The organism is Streptomyces sp. NPDC091281 (assembly GCF_044757425.1).
Lineage (GTDB): Bacteria > Actinomycetota > Actinomycetes > Streptomycetales > Streptomycetaceae > Streptomyces.
In genome coordinates, this window is record NZ_JBIVUY010000010.1 from 99785 (window position 1) to 118275 (window position 18491).

An 18491-nucleotide genomic window follows, 5' to 3' on the forward strand; every position below is an offset into this window, starting at 1 on the left:
GCCGGACACGTCGAACGGTGGCACCCGGAGGACCACCCGGTCGCCGCCGTTTCCACCAGACGGAAGCCGGGTTCGCGGGAGGCGGGTTCGTGGGAGGCGAGTTCGCGGTAGGCGGCGTCCCGACCCGCCCCGTACGGGTCAGAGGCTCGTACGGGTCAGAGGCTCGTACGGGCGCGGCGGCCGAGTTCGTCGGAGATGCCGCGCGCGGCCCGCAGTAGCGGCTCACGCAACCGGCGGGCGCGGTGCGCGCCGTGCGCGGCGACGACGATGCCGAGGGCGGCGCTGACCGGGCCGGTACGGCCGATGCGGACCGGCGCGGCCACCGCGACGGACTTCTCCGACAGCTGCCGGTCGCTGACGAAGACCTGCTCGCGGCGGATGAGGTCCAGCTCGCCGCGCAGTTCCCTCGGGTCGGTGACGGTGTGCGGGGTCCAGGCCCGCAGCGGCGCCGCGAGGACCTCCTCCTGCAACTCCCCCGGCGCGTACGCGAGCAGGACGCGGCCCATGCCGGTGGCGGCGATCGGGAAGCGGGAGCCGACCATCGTCAGCAGCTCCACCGACCGGTGCCCGGCGATGCGTTCGACGAAGACCAGCTCGGTGCCCTCGCGCAGCGCGAGCTGGATGTTCTCGTGGGTCGCCTCGTACAGGTCCTGCATGAACGGCAGGGCCACGTCGCGCAGGATCTGGGTGCGGGGGCAGCCGGAGGCGATCTCCCACAGGCGCAGTCCGACGTGCCAGGACCCGTCCTCCGCGCGCTCCAGGACGCCCCAGCCCGCGAGTTCGGCGACCACCCTGTGCGTCGTGCTGAGCGCCAGCCCCGTACGCTGGGCCACCTCGGACAGCGTCTGCGCCGGGTGCTCACGGTCGAAGGCCGAGAGGACCTTGAGGACTTTCCCCGCCGCCGAGATCCGGACTGTGCTCATGCGGCCAGTCTCCCAGACCCGCGTCGAGCTGCCGGTTTCCGGCCCGGCGTCCGCGGGCCCACCCTTTGGAGGTCCAGTGAACCGAGAGCTGTCCGGACTGTCCTCGATGGCGACCCGGCCCGTCCTGGCCGACCTCGCCGCACACCTGCGGGACGCGCACGGCGTGGCGGTGCGGTTCGAGGCCGCGGGGGGTGTGGAGACGGCCCGGCGGGTCCGGGAGGGGGCCGCGGCCGATCTGCTGGTGCTGGCGTCGGGGGCGCTCGCCAAGCTGGCGGCGGAGGGGTTCGTGGTGCCGGGCACGGTGACGCCGCTCTGGCTGTCGCAGGTCGTCGCGGCCGTCCCGGAGGGGGCGCCCGTCCCCGTGCTGGGGTCGGCGGCGGAGCTGCGGGCGGCGCTGCTGTCGGCGGGGCGGATCGCCTACTCGACCGGGCCCAGCGGGACAGCCCTGGTCGAGCTGATCGCACGGCTCGGCCTGACGGACGCGCTGCGGGACCGGCTGGTCCGGGCGGCGCCGGGCGTGCCGGTGGGGAGCCTGCTGGCGGACGGCGGGGCGGAGCTGGCGTTCCAGCAGCACAGTGAGCTGGCGGACCTGGCGGGCGTCACGGTCGTCGGCCCGTTGCCGGGCGACACCGCGATCACCTCGGCCTTCGACGGCGCCGTACTCACCGCCTCCGCCGCGCCGGACCGGGCCCGCGACGCCCTGGCCCTCCTGCGCTCCGGCCGGGCGTCGGAACTGGCCGCCGCCCGCGGCATGCGCGCGGCGACGGCGGACGCGGACTGACGGGCGTACGCCCCGCGGACGCCGTACGGCGCGGCACGTCGTGCGCCCGAGGCGGCCGTACGCCGGAGGTCGCCATACGTACGACGCGCCGCAGTGCACCCACGCGCGAATGCACTGCGGCGCGCCTTCACGCGGGGGCGTGGCGACACCACGCCGCGCCCCCGCGCCGCACACGCCCCCCGGCGTGCACGTCTGCCGAGCCGGTCCGGTCGTCCCCGGCGGTCCGGCCCGGAACCCGCTGTCCCCACGCGCAGCGGGTGGATCTAGATCGGGGAAATCCCCGTCAGGGGTCTCAGTCGAGGGAGAAGCCCGGTCCGCCCGGGGCGGAGTCGATGAGGGTGCGGGTGTACTCCGCGCGGGGTTCCTCGAAGACCTGCCGGGTGGGCCCGGACTCGACGACCTCGCCGTGCAGCAGGACCAGCACGGAGTCGCTGATGCTGCGGACCACGGCCAGGTCGTGGGAGACGAAGACGAGGGTCAGCCCGATCGACTCCTTGAGGCGGGCCAGCAGGTCCAGCACCTCCGCCTGGGTGGAGAGGTCGAGCGCGGAGGTGATCTCGTCGGCGATGACCAGCGAGGGCCGGACCGCGAGCGCCCGCGCGATGGCGACGCGCTGCCGCTGCCCGCCGGAGAACTCCCGCGGATAGCGGTGCACGGCCGAGCCGTCGAGCTGGACCGTCTCCAGGAGTTCGGTGATCCGCGCCAGGTTCGCGCCGACCCGCGCCCGCCTCGGGTCCAGCGCCTCCGCGATGGTCTGGCCGATCGTGCGGCGCGGGTCGAGGGAGGAGTACGGGTCCTGCGGCACGTACTGGATGTCGCGCCGCAGCCGGGCGCGTTCCCGGCGGCCCGGGGCGAGGCAGTCGCGGCCGTCGAAGCGGACGGCGCCCCCGCTCGGCCGGTGCACGCCGACGAGTGTCTTGGCCAGGGTCGACTTCCCCGAACCGGACTCCCCGACCAGGCCGAGGACGGCACCCGCCGGGACGGAGAGGCTGACGCCCCTGAGGATGTGCCGGCGCGGCGACCCCAGGTGCACGTGGAGGTCGTCGACTTCGAGGAGCCGGCGGCTGGTCTGTTCGGTCATGGGGCTCTCGGTCTCGGACGCGGCGCGGGCTCCCGCGCCGCCGGGCTCGATGTCGGTTCCTGCGGGCGGGCCGGTGGGGACTCCGGTCGGGGTCGTCATGCGTCGGTCCTCCTCCGGCGGGTGCCGCTCATCGTGGGCGTGGCGTCCAGCAGGCGGCGGGTGTAAGGGTGGGTGACGCGGCCGGAGCGCAGGGCGTCGGCGGTGACCTCCTCGACGACGCGGCCGCCGCGCATGACGAGCACCCGGTCGCAGAGCGCGGTCACCACGGCGATGTCGTGGGAGATGAACAGCACGGACGTGCCGGACTCGCGGTTGACGCGCCGGAACTGCCGCAGCACCTGCGCCTGCACGGTGACGTCGAGGGCGGTCGTCGGTTCGTCGGCGACGAGCAGCCGCGGGTCGCTCACCGTCGTCGTGGCGATGGCCGCCCGCTGGAGCATGCCGCCGGAGAGTTCGTGGGCGTGCTGCCGCAGCCGCCGTCCGGGCTCGCGGACCTGGACTCCGGTGAGGGCGTCGACGACCGAGCGGCGGGCCTCGCCGCGCTTCATGCCGAGGTGCACGCGGGCCGTCTCGGTGAGCTGCGGGCCCATCCTGAGGGCCGGGTTGAACGTCGTACCGGGGTCCTGGAAGATCAGGCCGATGTCGGTCGCGAGGCGGCGGGCGGGCGGGGTACCGAGGAGGTCGAGGTCGTCGAGGCGCAGGGTGGCCGCCTCGACCCGCAGGTCCTCGGGGGTGAGGCGGGCGATCGCCATGGCCGTCGTGGACTTCCCCGAGCCCGACTCCCCCACCAGGCCGAGGACTTCACCGGGCGCGATGCTGAGGGAGACGTCGTCGACGAGGACGGCGCCGTTCGGCGCGGTCACGGTCAGACGGTCGACCTCCAGCAGCGCCTCGGGACGCCCCGGACCCTGGGCGACCGGGCGGCGCACGGCACCGGAACGGCCGCCGCGGGAGGCGGGGTTGAGGCGGGCGCCCAGGCCGTCGCCGATGAGCATGACGGTGATGCCCGCGTAGATGAGCATCACGGACGGGGCGACGGCGCCCCAGGGCTGGACGTAGATGGTGGAGAGGGCCTCGTTGAGGACACGGCCGTAGTCGAACTGCGGGCTCTGCACGCCGAGTCCGATGAAGGACAGGCTGGAGATCTCCAGCAGGGTCAGCGCGAAACTGGACGTGACGACCATGAGCAGCGGTCCGCCGATGTTGGGCAGGACGTGCCGCCGGAACATCGCGGGCCAGGGCACGGCGAGCAGCCGGGCGGTGACGACGAAGTCGCGGGTGACGACGGAGGCGCTCATCGTGGACGTCAGGCGGGCGAAGCTCGGGATGCCCGCGACGCCGATCGCGACGACGGCCGAGGTGGTGCCGGGGCCGAGGATGGCGGCGATGACGAGGGCGAGGATGAGCGGCGGGAACGCGACGCAGGTGTCCAGACATCGCAGGACGATCTCGCGGGGCCGCCGGGGCAGCAGGACGCTCAGCCCGCCGACGAGGACGCCGACGACCACGGACAGGGCGGTGGCGGCGACGGCCATGAGGACGGTGAGCCGGGTGGCGACGAGGGCGCGGGCGAGGATGTCCCGGCCGAACTGGTCGGTGCCGAACCAGTGCTGGGCGGACGGGGCCTGCCGCACCTGGTCGGTGAGGTCGGTGGCGGGTCCGGAGAGGAACAGCGGGGCGAGGACGGCGACCGCGAGGAGGAGACCGGCCATGATCAGTCCGGCGACGAGCGGGACGGGACGGCGGGCCCGTTGCGCGCCGGGTCCGGCGCCGGGTTTCGCTCCGCGGACCGCGGCCGGTCCCTCCGCGGGTCCCGTCGCCGGTCCCGGCAGTGATGCTCCGGCCGCTGTCGGAGCCGTCTGCGCCGCCGGGGGGAGGAAGGTCGGATCAGACATCGCGGCCTCCCAGCGTGCGCGGGTCGAGGAAACCGAGGACGACGTCGATGAGGAGGTTGACGGTGATGGCGAACAGGCCGAGCACCAGCACGATGCCCTGCACCACCGGGTAGTCCTTGTAGATGATGGCCTGCACGATCTCCTGGCCGATCCCCGGGTAGTTGAAGACGCTCTCGATGACGACGGCCGCGCCGATCATCCCCGAGACGATCAGCCCGCAGAGGGTGAGCGTGCTGGTCAGCAGGTTGGGCAGGGCGTGGACCACGTAGAGCCGGGCCGCTCGCAGGCGGCGGCCGCGCGCGGTGCGCATGAAGTCCTGTTCGATCACGTTCTGGGTCTCCTGGCGGACGACGCGGGCGACGGCGAAGGTGGGGCCCAGCGCGAGGGACAGCACGGGCAGGATCACGCTCGTCGGTTCGGTGGCGCCGCCGGGCGGCAGGAGTCCGAGCCAGATCGAGGCGACGACGATGAGGATGGTCCCGGTGACGTAGCCGGGGATCGAGGCCATGAACCCGGCGACCGAGCCGAAGACGAGACCGAGCCGGGGGCGGCGGCCGCCGCGGGTCAGGACCCCGGCCAGCATGCCGAGGGGGACGCCTACGGCGAGCACCACGGCGATCGCCAGGCCGGTCAGGGTGAGGGTGTACGGCAGTTTGGTCGTGATGGTCTCGGCGACCGGGGTGCCGTACCGGTAGGACGTGCCGAGGTCGAGGTGGAGCAGTCCGCCGACGTAGTCGCCGAGGCGGGTCAGCAGGGGGTCGTCCAGTCCGAAGCGGTCCCGCAGGGCGGCGATGGACGCGGGTGTCGCGCGGGTGCCGAGGATGGCGCGGGCCGGGTCGCCCGGCAGCAGCGGCACGATCAGGAACGTCACGAGCACCAGGAACGCGAAGGACAGGACGAACCCCAGCCCCCGCCGTACGGCGAAGGTCTGCCAGCCGCCGGCCGACCGGCCGCGGCGCTCGGTGCCGGGCTGCACCGCAGTCAGGGTGCTCATGATTCCTCCAGGGGGTGGGGCCCGGGGGCCGGCCGCGGGGGCGGACCGGCCCCGGGTCCGCGGGCCGGGGGCCTGCGGGGTCGGGCCTGCGGGGCTACGGGACCAGCGGCCCGGGGGTCAGTCGACGACGCGGAAGATGTGGTCGTCGAGGGAGCCGCCCAGCAGGTAGACCTTGAAGCCCGCGCGCTGTGCGTAGATGTACTGCTCGGTGAGGAGCGGGACCGCGTCCGCGCGGGAGATCAGGGCGTCGGTGGCCTTGTTGTAGAGGGCGCACCGGGCCTTGAGGTTCTCCTCGCCGCGGGCCTGGTCGAAGGCACCGGCGGTGGTGGAGTTCTGCACCGCGCCGATGTTGGGGCCGCCGTCGAGAACGTCGGGGCCGAGGAAGAGCGGCAGGACGTTGGCGAGCGACCCGAGGAAGTTCAGGTCGGGGAAGATCGTCATGTCCCAGGTGTTGGGCTCGCTGAACGCCTTGGAGACCCAGGTGCCGATGTCGACGTTCTCCAGGGTGACGTCGGCGCCCGCCTTGCGCAGGACCTCCTGGAGGTAGACGTTGCCGCTGCCGCCCGCGCCGACGATCTGGGCGCCGAGGATGCGGATCTTCACGCCCTTGAGGGCCTTGGCCGCGGCGGCGGGGTCGGTGGGGATCAGGGCGTCGTTGGTCTCGGGGACGCAGGTGTTGCCCGCGTTGGCGAGGGTCACGCCGAGGACGCCGGTGCCGTCCGTGGTGGTCTGGTTGAGGGCCTGCCGGTCGACGGCCTGCGCGACGGCGACGCGCTTGGCCCGGTCGGCGAAGGGGCTGCCCTTGCGCTCGTTGAACAGCATGAAGAAGGTGCCGAAGGGCGAGCTGTTCAGGGTGACGTCGCGCGAACCGTCGAAGCGGCTGCGGGAGTCGGGCATGATCCGGGCGAGGTCGAGGTCGCCGGAGAGCACCATGTTGGCGGTGGCGGAGGCGTCGGGGGCGACGACGTACTCGACGGTCTTCGGGGCCTCGCCGTCCAGCTTCGTCCGCCACTCGGGCCAGGACTTGTAGTCGTCGCGCAGGGCGTAGACGTAACGGACGCCCTTCTCGAAGGACTTGAGGGTGTACGGGCCGGAGGCCGCCCCCTCGACCGGCCCGCGGGCGAGTTCCTTGCCGCCGCCCGCGAGGCCCTTGGGACAGACGATGCCGGAGGCGGCGACGCTGAAGGCCTGCGGCAGTTCGGCCCACGGGAAGTCGGTCGTGACGACGACGTCGGAGTCGCCGCTCGCGGTGGCCTTGGGGGTCGTCCCGCCGAAGATGGAGGCGAGGGTGGAGGGTTCGCCGTTCTTGACGAAGGAGTTGATGGAACCGGCGACCACCTCGGGCGTGATCGCGGTGCCGTCGGAGCAGGTGGCTCCGGAGCGGAGGGTGAACGTCACCTCGGACGGCTCCGCCTTCCACGACGTGGCGAGCCCCGCGACCAGACCGCCCTCGTCGCGCCGGACCAGGGTGTCGTAGCTGAGCCGGGCGAGCTGGAAGTCGGGCAGGGCCAGCGACTTGCGCGGGTCCATGGTGTTGGGGGCGTCGATGGTGACGCGGGCGGTGGTCTTCTTGTCGCCCCCGGTCCCGCTGACGGTACAGGCGCTGAGGAGGACTGCGGTCACCCCCACCAGGGCGGTGAGTGTGCGTCTCATGGGGCTTTCCTTCCGGGAGGCCGGATCGGCGGGGTCCGCGGACCCGGCGGGCTCGGCGGGACGGGCGGGAACTGCTGGGTCGGCCGTGTGGGGGGCGTGCGCGGCGCCTGCCGGGGCGTCCGCGTCGGGCGGGTCACAGGTCGGCGACGGCGACGCGGGGCAGCCGTCGCTCGGCGGCGTGTCCGGCGGCGAGCACCTCGGGTTCGGCGAAGCGGCGGCCGACGATCTGGATGCCGTTGGGCAGGGCGAGGCCCGGCAGGCTGAACAGGTTGACCCACGGCACGCAGCGCATCCGGTCCAGCAGCGCCACGGAGGCCTCGCGGCCGATGAAGCTGTCGAAGTCGAGCGGCGGGGCGGGCATCCCGGCGACCGGGGCGAGGACGAGCGGGTGCTTCTCCATCGCTTCGAGCAACACGCCCTGGAGGGCGCGGCGTTCACGCCACGCGGCCAGGTAGGCGCGGACGTCGCCGCCGACCTCGTAGGCGCCGAACATCTCCTCGATGTGGACGCGTTCGCTGTCGATGACGTGCTCGCCGATCACGGGCAGGTAGTCGCGGATCAGCTCGGTGCCGATGATCTGCGCCCAGACGTCCGGGGCCCGGCGCAGGTCCGGCAGGACGTGCTCCTCGACGGTGTAGCCCTCGGCGCGCAGCAGTTCGGCCGTCTCGTCCAGGGAGCGTTCGATCGCCGGGTCGAGGACCGCGCCGGTCTCGTGGCGCAGCAGCGCCACCGGGGGCCGCTCCCCGGCGGGCCGGGCCGGGCCGGGGATGCTGGCGGGGTCGCGGGGGTGGTGGCCGCGGATGACGTCGTACGTCGTCTCGATGTCCGTGACGCTGCGGGCCAGCGGGCCGATCTCGCACATCAGCTCGTGGGAGACGCCCTCGGGCTCGGCGACGTTGGGGTTGTACTCGGCGACCCGTCCGGCGCCGGGCCGGAAGCCGTAGACGCCGCAGAAGGAGGCGGGGACGCGGATCGAGCCGCCGAGGTCGCCGCCGATGCCGACGGTGGCGAAGCCCGCGGCGACGTTGGCGGCGTCACCGCCGGAGGAGCCGCCCGCCGAGCGCGTGACGTCCCGAGGGTTGACGGTGGTGCCGTAGAGACCGCTGACCGTGTTCCAGCGGATGCAGAGGTCGGGTATCGCGGCGTGCCCGAGCACGAGCGCGCCCGCGTCCCGCAGCCGCCGCACGGTCAGCTCGTCCACGGCGTCGACGTTGTCCTTGTTGACCGGGAGGCCGTCGGTGCGGCGCAGGCCGGCCACCGAGTAGGAGTCCTTCACGGAGAAGGGCACGCCGTCGAGCGGCCCCGCGATACGGCGGCCGTGCGCGGCGTCGGCCGCCTCGGCCTCGGCGAGGACCTCGTCGGCGCGCAGTTCCACGAAGCCGTTGACGACGCCGTTGTGGGCCGCGATGCGGGCCAGATGGTGCTCCACCACCTCGCGGCGGGTGGTGACGCCCTCGGTGAGGGCGTGCTGGATCTCGGTGACGGTGGCGTCCGTGACGCTCTCTGCGGCTCGCACTCAGGGCCTCTTCTCGCTGGTCGACCGGGCTCCGTCCGGGCTCGGGGAGCGGCCCGGCGGAAGTAAACCAGTACCATTGGTTAACCGAAACCAACGGTATTGGTTAATGGGCGGTAGCGCCAGACTCCCGCCGCATTCGTTCGATGGGCTACGTTGATCCGATGAGCAGCTCCCCCCCGCACGACCGTGTCCGGCGAGGCCGTCCGACCTCCCCGTTGCTGACCGAGGACGTCATCGTCGACACGGCGTGGCGGCTGGTACGGGAGGGACAGGAGTTCAGCGTCGGCCGGGTCGCCCGCGAGCTGGGCGTCCACGTGTCGTCGCTGTACAACCACATCGGCAGCCGCGAGGCCCTCGTCAACCACCTGCGGGACCGGATCGCCGCCGCGTACCCGACGGACGGGCTGGACCTCATGACCTGGCAGGAGGCCGTCCGCACGGTCGCCACCACGCACCGCCGCGTCTTCGCCGACCACCCCGGCCTCATCAAGCTGCTCGCCCAGGTCCCCATCAACTCCGAACGGGTGCTGGCCTCCTACACCCAGCTCGGCCACTCCCTGATGACGGCGGGCCTCTCCGCCACCCGCGCCTCCCAGGTCATCGACCTCCTGGACGCGGTCACCCTCGGCATCGCCCTCTCCGACAAGTCCGAACCCCAGCGCTGGCCCGCCCACCTCCCCGGCGGCGCGGCCCTCACCGCGGAGAGCGAACGCTGGGCGTCGGAGGCGGCCCGCGTCGACGCGTCGTTCGCGGCGGCGGTGGAGACGTTGATCGGGGGGCTGGAGCGGGAGTTGGGGGTGTGAGGGGGCTAGGCCAGTACAGGCCGGGACGCGGAGGCGCCCCGCTCAGCGCATCGACCGCCGACCGCTCGGCACGCCGGACCGTCGATGTCTCACCGCAACATGCCCTCTAGGATGACCTCATGGCACGCTGGAATCCCGGGGCCGAGGAGCGGCTGCGCGACGCCGGACTGGACCTGTTCGTCGAGCGCGGCTACGACCAGGTCATCGTCCAGGAGATCACCGAGCGGGCGGGGCTGACCCGGCGCACGTTCTCCCGCTACTTCACCGACAAGCGGGACATCCTGTTCGCCGGTTCGGACCGGCTGCCGCCGTTCCTCGCCGACGCGGTCCGGCGCGCGGACGGCGCGCTCCCCCCGTTCGACGCCCTCATCGCCGCCCTCGCGGAGGTCGGCACCGAGCTGACGGCGCTGGTGTCCCGCCCGGTCGAGCGCCAGGCGGTCATCCGGTCGAGCCCCGAACTCCAGGAACGGGAGCGGACCAAGCTCGCCTCGCTGGCGGCGGCCGCGGCCGGCGCCCTGGAAGAGCGGGGCGTGGCGCCGACGACGGCCGCCCTCTTCGCGCGCGTCGCCGTCGACCTCTTCCAGGCGGCGTTCGAGGAGTGCGTGGACACCCCGGACCGCGGCTTCGCCGCCTGCCTCGACACCAAGACGGAACTGCTGGGCGAGGCCCTGGGGACGAAGTCCGCCTGACCCCCTGGGGGTACGCCCGCCCCTCCGTCACCCTTCCCCCGCGCCACCACGGGCCGAGGTGCCGCACGAGGAAGTCGGCCGAGGCGGCGGCGCGGGCGACCGACCTGCGCGGATCACCGCGTACGCCCGCCGGGGCGACGTGCCCGTCAGTCGACGAGGAGCGTGGCCCCCGCCGCGACGGCCAGTTCGGGGCCGAAGGCGGCGGCCGGGGTGTGGGCGCCGGGCTTGCCCTCGCCGCGCGCCAGGCGGACGGCGACCTCCGTCAGGGTGTCGGCCGTGAAGTCCATGCCGTCCCCCGCGCGCAGCCAGCCCTCACGGGTGACGCCGTCCGGCCAGCTGACGACCGCGTGCCCCCATGAGTGCCTGCGGGGCATCGGCGCCGCCTTGAGCCGGGAACCGGCCATCCCTCGGACGAAGACGCGCCGTACGGCCGGAATCGACAGCAGGGCCTTGAGGAGGGGAACGGCCGCGCGGACCACGAACGCGGTCGGAGCGAGCGCGGACGTGACCGCCACCGAGGGCGCGCCGCTCGCCCGTCGGGCCGCGAGCAGTTCTCCCGAGGGGGCGCTCGCCGAGCGGACGGTCTCGCCGTCCGGCAGGGTGAGGCGCCGGACGTCCGACCCGAGACGCGTGCGGACCAGGTGCCCGTGCTCGTACGCGAGGCCGCCGGAGGTGATCACGTCGGCCGTGGTCGCGGCGAAGGCCTCGCCCACCGTCCCGGCGACGGTGGCCACCGAGGCCAGGGCGTCGACGCGGACACTGCTGGGGGTGGGACGCCCCTCGCACAGCCGGGCCACGACCGCTTCGGTGCCGAGCACCCCGAATCCCGCCGCGGTCACGAGGGTGCTGCCGCCCGCGAGGGCCTCGGCGTGCAGACCGAGCAGGCCCGTCAGCGCCGGGATGTCGGCGGCCGCGTCGACGTAGTGGCCGCCGGGCAGGCAGGCGCGGGCGATCGGGACCGCGTTCCGCGCGAACCCGCCCATGACGTTGACGACGACGGCGGGCCGCCGCTGCCGGATGCGGGCGGCGATGTCGTACGCGTTGTCGGCCTCGACGGTCTCGACCGTGCCGTCCCGCACGGCGGACTCCGGGACCACAGCGCGCAGCCGCGTGGCGTCCCGGCCGACCATGACCACCCTGACCCCCCGTGCCACCAGCGACGCGGACACGGCCCCGCCGATCCGCCCGCCCGCACCCAGCACCCAGACCTCACCGCCGCTCGCGCTCTCCGCCATGCGCCATCCCCTCTCCGGAACAACCCATCCGATGTCTCACTGTGTCATCACGAGCATAACAGTGACGACACAGTGAGACATCATGAGTCCCTGGCCGGATCGGTCGAAGGGCGGGCGCCGCGGCGCCGGACCGGCCGACGGGCAGCCGTGGCGGAGCCCGACGGGCCGAAGGCGAGCCCCGGCACGGGGGTGCCGGCGCACCGGCGCGCACGCCCGGCGGGCGCACACCCACCGCCGGACGCGAGAAGCGGGTGCCCGGCCATCGTCAGCCGATTTCACGCCAACGACCAGGAGGGAAGCACCCCCCGGCCGTCCGGTGTCAGTACCGGGCACTACTGTCGTTCGCCCGGCAGAGAGCCGGTGAAGCCACGGGGAGTACGAGAAAGCCATGCCCGACCACCGCACCGGACACCTGATCTCCGTCGTCGACGACGATCCCCTGCGCGCCCGCAGGGACGCCCGCGAACTGCTCGCCACGCTGACCACGGTGGACCCGGCAGCCCGGCTCGACCTTCCCGCGGCCGGACCCCTGACCGGGGTCGGGGACAAGGGCGGGCCGTCCGCCGAGACCGTCGGGCTGGTGCTCAGCGCCGGTTCCTTCGCCGTCGCGCTGGTGCAGACCTGGCTGGCCCGGGTCCCGCAGCGCACCGTCGTGGTGAAACGGCCGGACGGGGCGACCCTGCGGCTCACCGGCAAGGAGGCCCGCGAGGACGACACCCTCGTCGAGCGGTTCCTCGCGGAGAACACCGCCGACACGGGGCAGACCGTCAGCACGGACGGCACCGTCGGCAGCGCGTCGGCACCGACGGCGGACTGAGCGCCGATGACCGACAACGACCGGCACGCCCTGCTCGTCGGCGTCTCCACCTACGACAGCGAGACGTACGCCGACCTCCCGGCCGTCCGCGCGGACCTGCACTACATGCGGGCCGTGCTGGAGAACCTGGAGATCGGCATGTACAACGAGTGCGAGGTGGCCGCCGAGCCGACGCGCGCGGAGATGCTGCACGCCGTCGAGACGTTCCTGGAGTCACGGCAGCCGAGCGAGACCGCGCTGCTCTACTTCAGCGGGCACGGCGAGTACTGCGAGCAGGACGGCCAGCTGTACTTCCTGACCCGCGACACCGACCCGGCCGACCTGCCGGGCACGGCCGTACCGGCGGAGTTCCTGGAGCGGATGCTCCAGTCCTGCCGGGCCGCCTCCAAGCTGGTCCTGCTGGACTGCTGCTCCAGCGGGTCCGTCGTCCAGGGCTGGACCGCCAAGGGCCCGTCGGGGGAACCGGACCGGCCCGCGCCGAGCACCCTGCTGCGGCCGTCGGGCGTGTACTTCATCACCGCGTCCGACGCCCTCCAGGCGGCCTCCGCGATGGCGCCGCCCGGGTCGGACCTCGGCACCTCCCGGTTCACCGGGGAGATCGTGGAGGGGCTGCGCAACGGAAGGATCAAGGGCGGCGGCTGGATCACCCCGGACGACCTCTTCGACTATCTGACCGCTCAGATGGCCCGTGAGGGCGTCCCGGAGGAGCAGCGGCCCACCAAGTCCACGATCAGGGCGACCCGGAGCCTTCCCTTCGCCCGGTCGGTGGCGCGCCCGGTGCGCCTCCCCGCGCTGCCCCACGACGCCTCCGCAGCCGTCCGGCACTCACCCGCCCTGCTGAAGGCACGGGAACGGGCGGACGCGGACGAACGGGACGGCGTCGACCCGCAGCGGCTGCTGCGGTACTACGCGGACTGCCTCACGGCGCAGGCCGCGGCCGGGATGCGGCCGGACCGGGACAGCGGGCGGAACACGAAGTACTTCCTGCTCGCGCAGGGCGAGGAGACCATCCAGTCCGGGCGCGGACCGCACATCGTCGCGCCCGGCACGCTCCCCCGGCCCCAGGAGGGGCCGACCGGTTCCGGCGCGGAGGCGGGCGCGCGGCAGGAGTACTGGTACGGCTACCCCGCGATCACCCTGCCCGCGCGGGACGGCGCGCGTGGGCGGCGCACGGCGGTGGAGCTGGCGCCGCTGTTCATCCAGCAGATGGAGTTGGCGCCCGACGAGGAGGGCCGGGACGTGCTCCGGCCCAGCGGAGTGCCGTCCCTGCACAGCGGCGTCGTATCGGAACTCCTGGACGCGGAGGACGCGGCCGACCTGGTCGCGCGCTGGCAACCCGCCTGGCAGGAGGGCAACGACGCGCAGATGCTGCGCGCCGTGCGGGACGTGCTGGAGGTGCTGGGACTGCCGGAACTCGAACCGCTGGTCCCGTCCGCGCTGAGCGACCGCACCGTGATGCAGGCGCTGCGGCCCGGCGCGCACAACGCGGCCGTGCTGCTGGTGCCCTCGGGCGCGGAGGCCAGGGCCACCCAGGCGCTGGTGGACAACCTGCTCCAGATGTCCACGCGTACCGCGCAGATCACGGGCACGGCCCTGGAGGCCCTGCTGAGTGGAGCGGCCCCGCGGTCCACCGCGGCGGCCGAGGGCTCGGTCACACCCGTCGCTCCGGGGCCGTGCAACGAGAGCCAGGAGCAGGTGATCGCGTCGGCGATGACCGAGCCGCTGACCGTGGCGACCGGGCCGCCGGGTACGGGAAAGAGCGAGGTGGTCACGGCCGTGGTCACCACCTGTGTCGCCGCGGGCCAGTCCGTGCTGGTGGCGTCCACGAACAACGAGGCCGTGAACGTCGTCGCCCAGCGCTGCGACGCGATCGCGCCCGGTCTGCTGATGCGGACCGGCAACGCGGAGGCGCTGGAGCGGGAGGCGGCCAAGCTGCAAAGGCTGCTCGCCGAGCCCGCCGGGGTGCCGCGGCGCGGATCGGCCACCGTCGGCGGCGAACTGCGCGCCACCCGCAAGGCGGCCGAAACGCTGCGGACGCGGGCGGCACACCGGGTCACCGAGGAGGGACGGCTGCTGGAACTGCTCCGCGACCGGGAGGAGCGGGCCGCCGCGCTGGATCTGCCGCTGTCCCTGGTCGAGGGGATCTGGTCGGCGGACGGCAACGGCGTGGCGGCGCTGGAGCGGTGGGCGGAGCGGGCGCGGAAGACCGCCGGGGCACGCTGGTGGCAGCTGGGAGCGTGGCGGCGCGGGCGGGCACTCGCCGCGCTGGTCGCGGCGCGGGCCGAGCGCCCGGACGGGGCCGGACCGGCATGGCCGGTGTGGGTGACGGGCCGACCGGTGCCGCCCGAACTGCTGCTGTCCCTGGCCGCGATCGTGTCCGTGGAGCGGGAGGTCCGGGAAGGCGTCCACCAGCACACGCGGTGGGACGAGGAAGAGCTGCGGCGCGACCGGCTCGCGACGGACGAGGCGCGGTCGGACCTCTCGGCGGAGCTGTCCCGCGCCCTGTCCGCCGAGGCCCTGGCCCGCGCCACCGGTTTCCTGAACCAGCGCCTCCAGGCCCTCCGCAGCGGCGCGGGCCACCGGCGCAGTCAGCGGAACCTGATGACGCACATCAAGGGGTGGGCCATCAGCACCCACTCGGTGGGGAAACTGGAACTCACCCCGAAGCTGTTCGACCTCGTGGTCATCGACGAGGCCAGCCAGTGCTCCATCCCGTCGGTCCTGCCGCTGCTGTTCCGGGCCCGCCGGGCTCTGATCATCGGGGACCCCATGCAGCTCGGTCACATCCCCGGCGTGTCTCCGCAGCAGGAACGCCAGGCACGGGCACGGGCCGGGCTGAGCGCCGCGCAGTTGGAACACCAGCGCCTCACCTACCACGTGCACTCCGCGTACCACGCGGCCGAACAGCACGGCGACACCGCGCTGCTCCTCGACGAGCACTACCGCTGCCACCCGCGGATCGCGGACGTCGTCAACGGCCACTGCTACGGCGGCCGGTTGCGGGTGCTGACCGACACACGGCGGCAGGCGGCGGCGTACGACCCCACCGGCGCGTCCGGCCGGGCACCGGTGCTCGGCTGGGTCGACGTGCCGTCCGGGGAGTCGGCGCGTGGCAGCGGCGGGCAGTCCTGGCGCAACGCGCGGGAGGCGGAAGCCGTACAGGACGTGGTCGACGGGCTGCTGGCGGGGCTGCCGCCGGAGGCGACGGTGGGTGTCGTCACCCCGTTCCGGGCCCAGAAGGAGGCACTGGCGCGGAGGTGGCGGGCGGACGACCGGGTCAAGGTCGGCACCGTCCACACCTTCCAGGGCGGACAGCGGGACGTGATGGTGCTCAGCCCGGTGGCGGCGCCCAACACGCCCGAGCGGACGGCCCATTGGGTCGCGAGCCAGGTCAACCTGTGGAACGTGGCGGTCACCCGGGCCAGGTCACAGCTGATCACCGTGGGAAGCAGGGCCTTCTGGCAGGACCGGAGCGGCCTGCCCGCTCTCTTGGCCGCGCGCTCGGCCGCCCTCGGAGCGGGCGACGACAGCGGTGGCGCCGGAGAAGCCGCGCCGGGTCCGGCGACCGGGGCGGGCGAGGACCTCACCGACCGCCTCCAGGAGTACCTCATGGCGCGGGGCGTCACCGACCTGGAGCGTTCCGCGCTGGTCGGCGGGCACCCGGTGGACCTCCTCTTCACCGACGAGGGCACGAACACGGCGGTACTGATCGACGCGGGCCCCGCCCCCGGCACCGACCCCGCACGGCACCTCCGGCTCACCCACGCCCGGTCCGACCTGCTCACCGCCCTGCCCTCCGGGGGCCGTGGCGCCAAGCCCTGCCCCGTGACCAGGACGGTACGGGTGCCCGCCTGGCGGATCCTGGCGGGCGGGGCCGCGCTGGCGCCGCTGTTCGACTGAGGGCGGCGACCGTCCGCTCCTGGGCCGACGACGTCCCGGGGCCGACGACGCCTCGGGACCGGCAACGTCCCAGGGCCGAAGACGTCCCGGGGCCCGCCAGGGTCGGGGCCCACCCCCGGTCAGGGCCGCCCCAGGTCAGGCCCATCCCGGTCAGCCCACCCCGGTCAGGGCCTCCGCCGTCGCGGGCTACAGCTGGGCGGAGGCGAAGCCCGCCAGCAGGACGACGGTGCCGCCGATCTCCCCGAGGACCAGCGCCTCGCGGACGAATCTGAGGTTGGCGCGGTGGTCCCGCATCTGATTGTCGGTCCCGCCCCGGATTCCCAGCCGTATGTAGTTCGTGACCGTCACGACGAACATGCCGACCGTCGCCGCCGCGGCGGCGACGTTCACCGCGGTGGGCCAGCCGGAGAACTGGACGAGCGGTGCGACGATCGCCGCGGTGGCGAACGAGTACATCAGCGCCGCGCTGTGCGCCACGTTGACGTACCGGTGGGCGGTGCCGTCCGCCGACGAGATCGACTGCTGCCACTTCCACACGCCGAGGACCATGGCGACGACGAAGATGATCCCAGCGGAGAAGAAGACCCAGGCGGTCTCTGTACGAAGCACGTCATACCTCCATGAACGCGAAGTGCGCATAAGAAGAAACCCGCCCGGAGTCAGGCGGGTTCGGGTGTCGCCGGGCATGCTTCCCCGCTCCGGGGCCGTCTAGACCGCCGAGTTGATCACTCGCGGCGCGGCCGTGCGGCCCCGGGCCGGAGAGGACCGCCCGGCCTGTCGGATCACCCCGTGAGCCAGGCCAGGAACTGGCTCCACTTCCCGCCTTCCTGCTGCTTGCGGTGGGGTGCGGCGCCCGCGCCCTGACCTGGTGTCGCGGGCGGCACGGGCGGGCCTGACGAGCGAAGCGGCTGGACCGGTTCGAAGCGGACCGGAAGCTGGTTCAGCGCCCGGTGGAAGGGGCCGGGCCGCCAGGTCAGGAGGTTGGCCGGGACGGCGAGTTCGATGTCGGGGACCCGGGCCAGCAGCTTCTCCAGGGCGACGATGGTGACGTGCTGGGCGACGTCCTTCGACGGGCAGGCGTGCGGGCCCGCGCTCCACGCCAGGGAGCCCTGGCTGCTGCCCGCCCGGATCGCGTCCATCAGGGCCAGACCGGTGTTGGCGGCAGCGAACCCGATCAGCACCAGGTCCCCGGCCGCCAGCTTCTGCCCGGCCAGGACGGTGTCGGTCACCGGGTAGTGCGGGGCGAAGTTGGCGACGGGCGGGTTCTCCCACAGGGTGTCGTTGAGGATCTGGCGTACGTCCTCGTAGGCCTCCCGCCTGCGGGTGAGGAGCAGGTGCAGGGTGTTGCCGATGAGGTTGCGCAGCGGTTCGGCGCTCGCACCCAGCAGCAGGGACAGCTGGTGCGTCATCTCCTCGTCGGAGAGGGCCGCACGGTGCTGCGCCATCCACGAGGCGACGTCGTCGCCGGGGTACGCCCGTTTCAGGGCCACCAGTTCGGCGACGGCCCCGTGCAGGACGTGGGCCGACTCCTCGGCGTTGACGCCGTCGAACATGCCGGATATGCCGAACACCACCCGGTCACCGATCTCCGCGGGGCAGCCGAAGAGTTCGTTGAACACCAGGAGCGGGAGCTGCCGGGCGTAGTCGGCCATCAGGTCGGCCGAACCGCGGCTGCTGAACTGGGCGATGAGGTAGTCCGTGGCCTGCCCGGTGACCGTCGTCAACCGGTGGAAGTCGACGTGGGCCATGCTGTCGGTGACCGCCCGGCGCAGCCGCTGGTGTTCGCCGCCGTCGGCGAACATGCAGTTGGGCCGGTGGGCGAGGAGCGGAACGGCCGGGTTGTCCGCGGGAATCCTGCCGGTCATGAGGTCGCGCCAGCGGCGGGCGTCCTTGCGGTAGGTCGCGGTGTCGCGCAGCACTTTCAGCGCCGTCGCGTGGTCGGTGACCAGGGTGGCCTCGACACCGGGGGCGAGTTCCACGGGCGCCGTGGGTCCGTACTGCCGTAATAACGCGTAGTACGCCTGCGGGTCGGCGTCGAACGTCGGCCCGTAGAGCGGCACTCGGCCGCCGGGGCCGTGGGCCGGGCATCCCGGCGGTGGCGTGGGAGAGGGCGTCTGGGCATCCATGGGCTTGCTCCTCGTCTGGCGCGGTCGGCACGGCGCGGACCGGCGGCGAGGGTGCGGAGGCCCACGAGTCCCCAGCAC

At 73.7% G+C, this 18491-nt stretch carries 14 protein-coding genes; 5 read left to right on the plus strand and 9 right to left on the minus strand.

The window, feature by feature from the left end:
• Nucleotides 1–155: 155 nt before the first annotated feature.
• Nucleotides 156–923: an IclR family transcriptional regulator gene (locus ACIQPQ_RS24945; RefSeq protein ID WP_401307389.1), complete on the minus strand. Its 768-nt coding sequence runs from the start codon at nucleotides 921–923 to the stop codon at nucleotides 156–158.
• 76 nt (nucleotides 924–999) lie between these two features.
• On the opposite strand from ACIQPQ_RS24945, the gene ACIQPQ_RS24950 reads away from it, so the two are divergent.
• Nucleotides 1000–1704, plus strand: coding sequence for a substrate-binding domain-containing protein (locus ACIQPQ_RS24950; RefSeq protein ID WP_401307392.1), 705 nt, complete (start codon nucleotides 1000–1002; stop codon nucleotides 1702–1704).
• A gap of 292 nt (nucleotides 1705–1996) precedes the next feature.
• Here ACIQPQ_RS24950 and ACIQPQ_RS24955 read toward each other — a convergent pair whose 3' ends face one another.
• The 5 genes from ACIQPQ_RS24955 to ACIQPQ_RS24975 form a co-directional block, all read right to left on the minus strand.
• On the minus strand, nucleotides 1997–2884 hold the full coding sequence (locus tag ACIQPQ_RS24955) for an ABC transporter ATP-binding protein (RefSeq protein WP_401307395.1): 888 nt from the start codon (nucleotides 2882–2884) through the stop codon (nucleotides 1997–1999).
• Nucleotides 2881–4680, minus strand: a complete 1800-nt coding sequence (locus ACIQPQ_RS24960; protein ID WP_401307398.1) for a dipeptide/oligopeptide/nickel ABC transporter permease/ATP-binding protein — start codon at nucleotides 4678–4680, stop codon at nucleotides 2881–2883. The genes ACIQPQ_RS24955 and ACIQPQ_RS24960 overlap by 4 nt, the downstream gene beginning before the upstream one ends.
• Nucleotides 4673–5674, minus strand: coding sequence for an ABC transporter permease (locus ACIQPQ_RS24965; protein ID WP_383775131.1), 1002 nt, complete (start codon nucleotides 5672–5674; stop codon nucleotides 4673–4675). The genes ACIQPQ_RS24960 and ACIQPQ_RS24965 overlap by 8 nt, the downstream gene beginning before the upstream one ends.
• 117 nt (nucleotides 5675–5791) lie before the next feature.
• Nucleotides 5792–7327 carry an ABC transporter substrate-binding protein gene (locus ACIQPQ_RS24970; RefSeq protein ID WP_401307402.1) on the minus strand — a complete coding sequence of 512 codons (1536 nt, stop codon included), beginning with the start codon at nucleotides 7325–7327 and terminating at the stop codon, nucleotides 5792–5794.
• A 133-nt stretch (nucleotides 7328–7460) separates the two neighbouring features.
• The gene (locus ACIQPQ_RS24975; protein ID WP_401307405.1) at nucleotides 7461–8843 is read right to left on the minus strand and encodes an amidase; all 1383 of its coding nucleotides are present in this window, start codon (nucleotides 8841–8843) and stop codon (nucleotides 7461–7463) included.
• Between the two features lie 161 nt (nucleotides 8844–9004).
• Here ACIQPQ_RS24975 and ACIQPQ_RS24980 point away from each other — a divergent pair, with 161 nt between their 5' ends.
• Entirely contained in the window at nucleotides 9005–9646 is a 642-nt protein-coding gene (locus tag ACIQPQ_RS24980; protein WP_401307408.1) for a TetR/AcrR family transcriptional regulator, read from the plus strand.
• 119 nt (nucleotides 9647–9765) lie between these two features.
• The gene (locus tag ACIQPQ_RS24985) at nucleotides 9766–10335 is read left to right on the plus strand and encodes a TetR family transcriptional regulator (RefSeq protein WP_401307411.1); all 570 of its coding nucleotides are present in this window, start codon (nucleotides 9766–9768) and stop codon (nucleotides 10333–10335) included.
• A gap of 146 nt (nucleotides 10336–10481) precedes the next feature.
• On the opposite strand, the gene ACIQPQ_RS24990 is transcribed toward ACIQPQ_RS24985, so the two are convergent.
• Complete coding sequence (locus tag ACIQPQ_RS24990) at nucleotides 10482–11570, minus strand: hypothetical protein (RefSeq protein WP_401307414.1); 1089 nt, start codon at nucleotides 11568–11570, stop codon at nucleotides 10482–10484.
• Between the two features lie 388 nt (nucleotides 11571–11958).
• Here ACIQPQ_RS24990 and ACIQPQ_RS24995 point away from each other — a divergent pair, with 388 nt between their 5' ends.
• Complete coding sequence (locus ACIQPQ_RS24995; RefSeq protein WP_401307417.1) at nucleotides 11959–12387, plus strand: hypothetical protein; 429 nt, start codon at nucleotides 11959–11961, stop codon at nucleotides 12385–12387.
• A 6-nt stretch (nucleotides 12388–12393) separates the two neighbouring features.
• Nucleotides 12394–16287, plus strand: a complete 3894-nt coding sequence (locus ACIQPQ_RS25000) for an AAA domain-containing protein (RefSeq protein ID WP_401307420.1) — start codon at nucleotides 12394–12396, stop codon at nucleotides 16285–16287.
• Nucleotides 16288–16473: 186 nt separating this feature from the next.
• On the opposite strand, the gene ACIQPQ_RS25005 is transcribed toward ACIQPQ_RS25000, so the two are convergent.
• Both ACIQPQ_RS25005 and ACIQPQ_RS25010 read right to left on the minus strand, forming a co-directional pair.
• On the minus strand, nucleotides 16474–16896 hold the full coding sequence (locus ACIQPQ_RS25005; RefSeq protein ID WP_401307423.1) for a hypothetical protein: 423 nt from the start codon (nucleotides 16894–16896) through the stop codon (nucleotides 16474–16476).
• Between the two features lie 173 nt (nucleotides 16897–17069).
• A complete protein-coding gene (locus ACIQPQ_RS25010) occupies nucleotides 17070–18413 on the minus strand; it encodes a cytochrome P450 (RefSeq protein ID WP_401307425.1) in 1344 nt (447 codons plus the stop codon).
• Nucleotides 18414–18491: the final 78 nt, after the last annotated feature.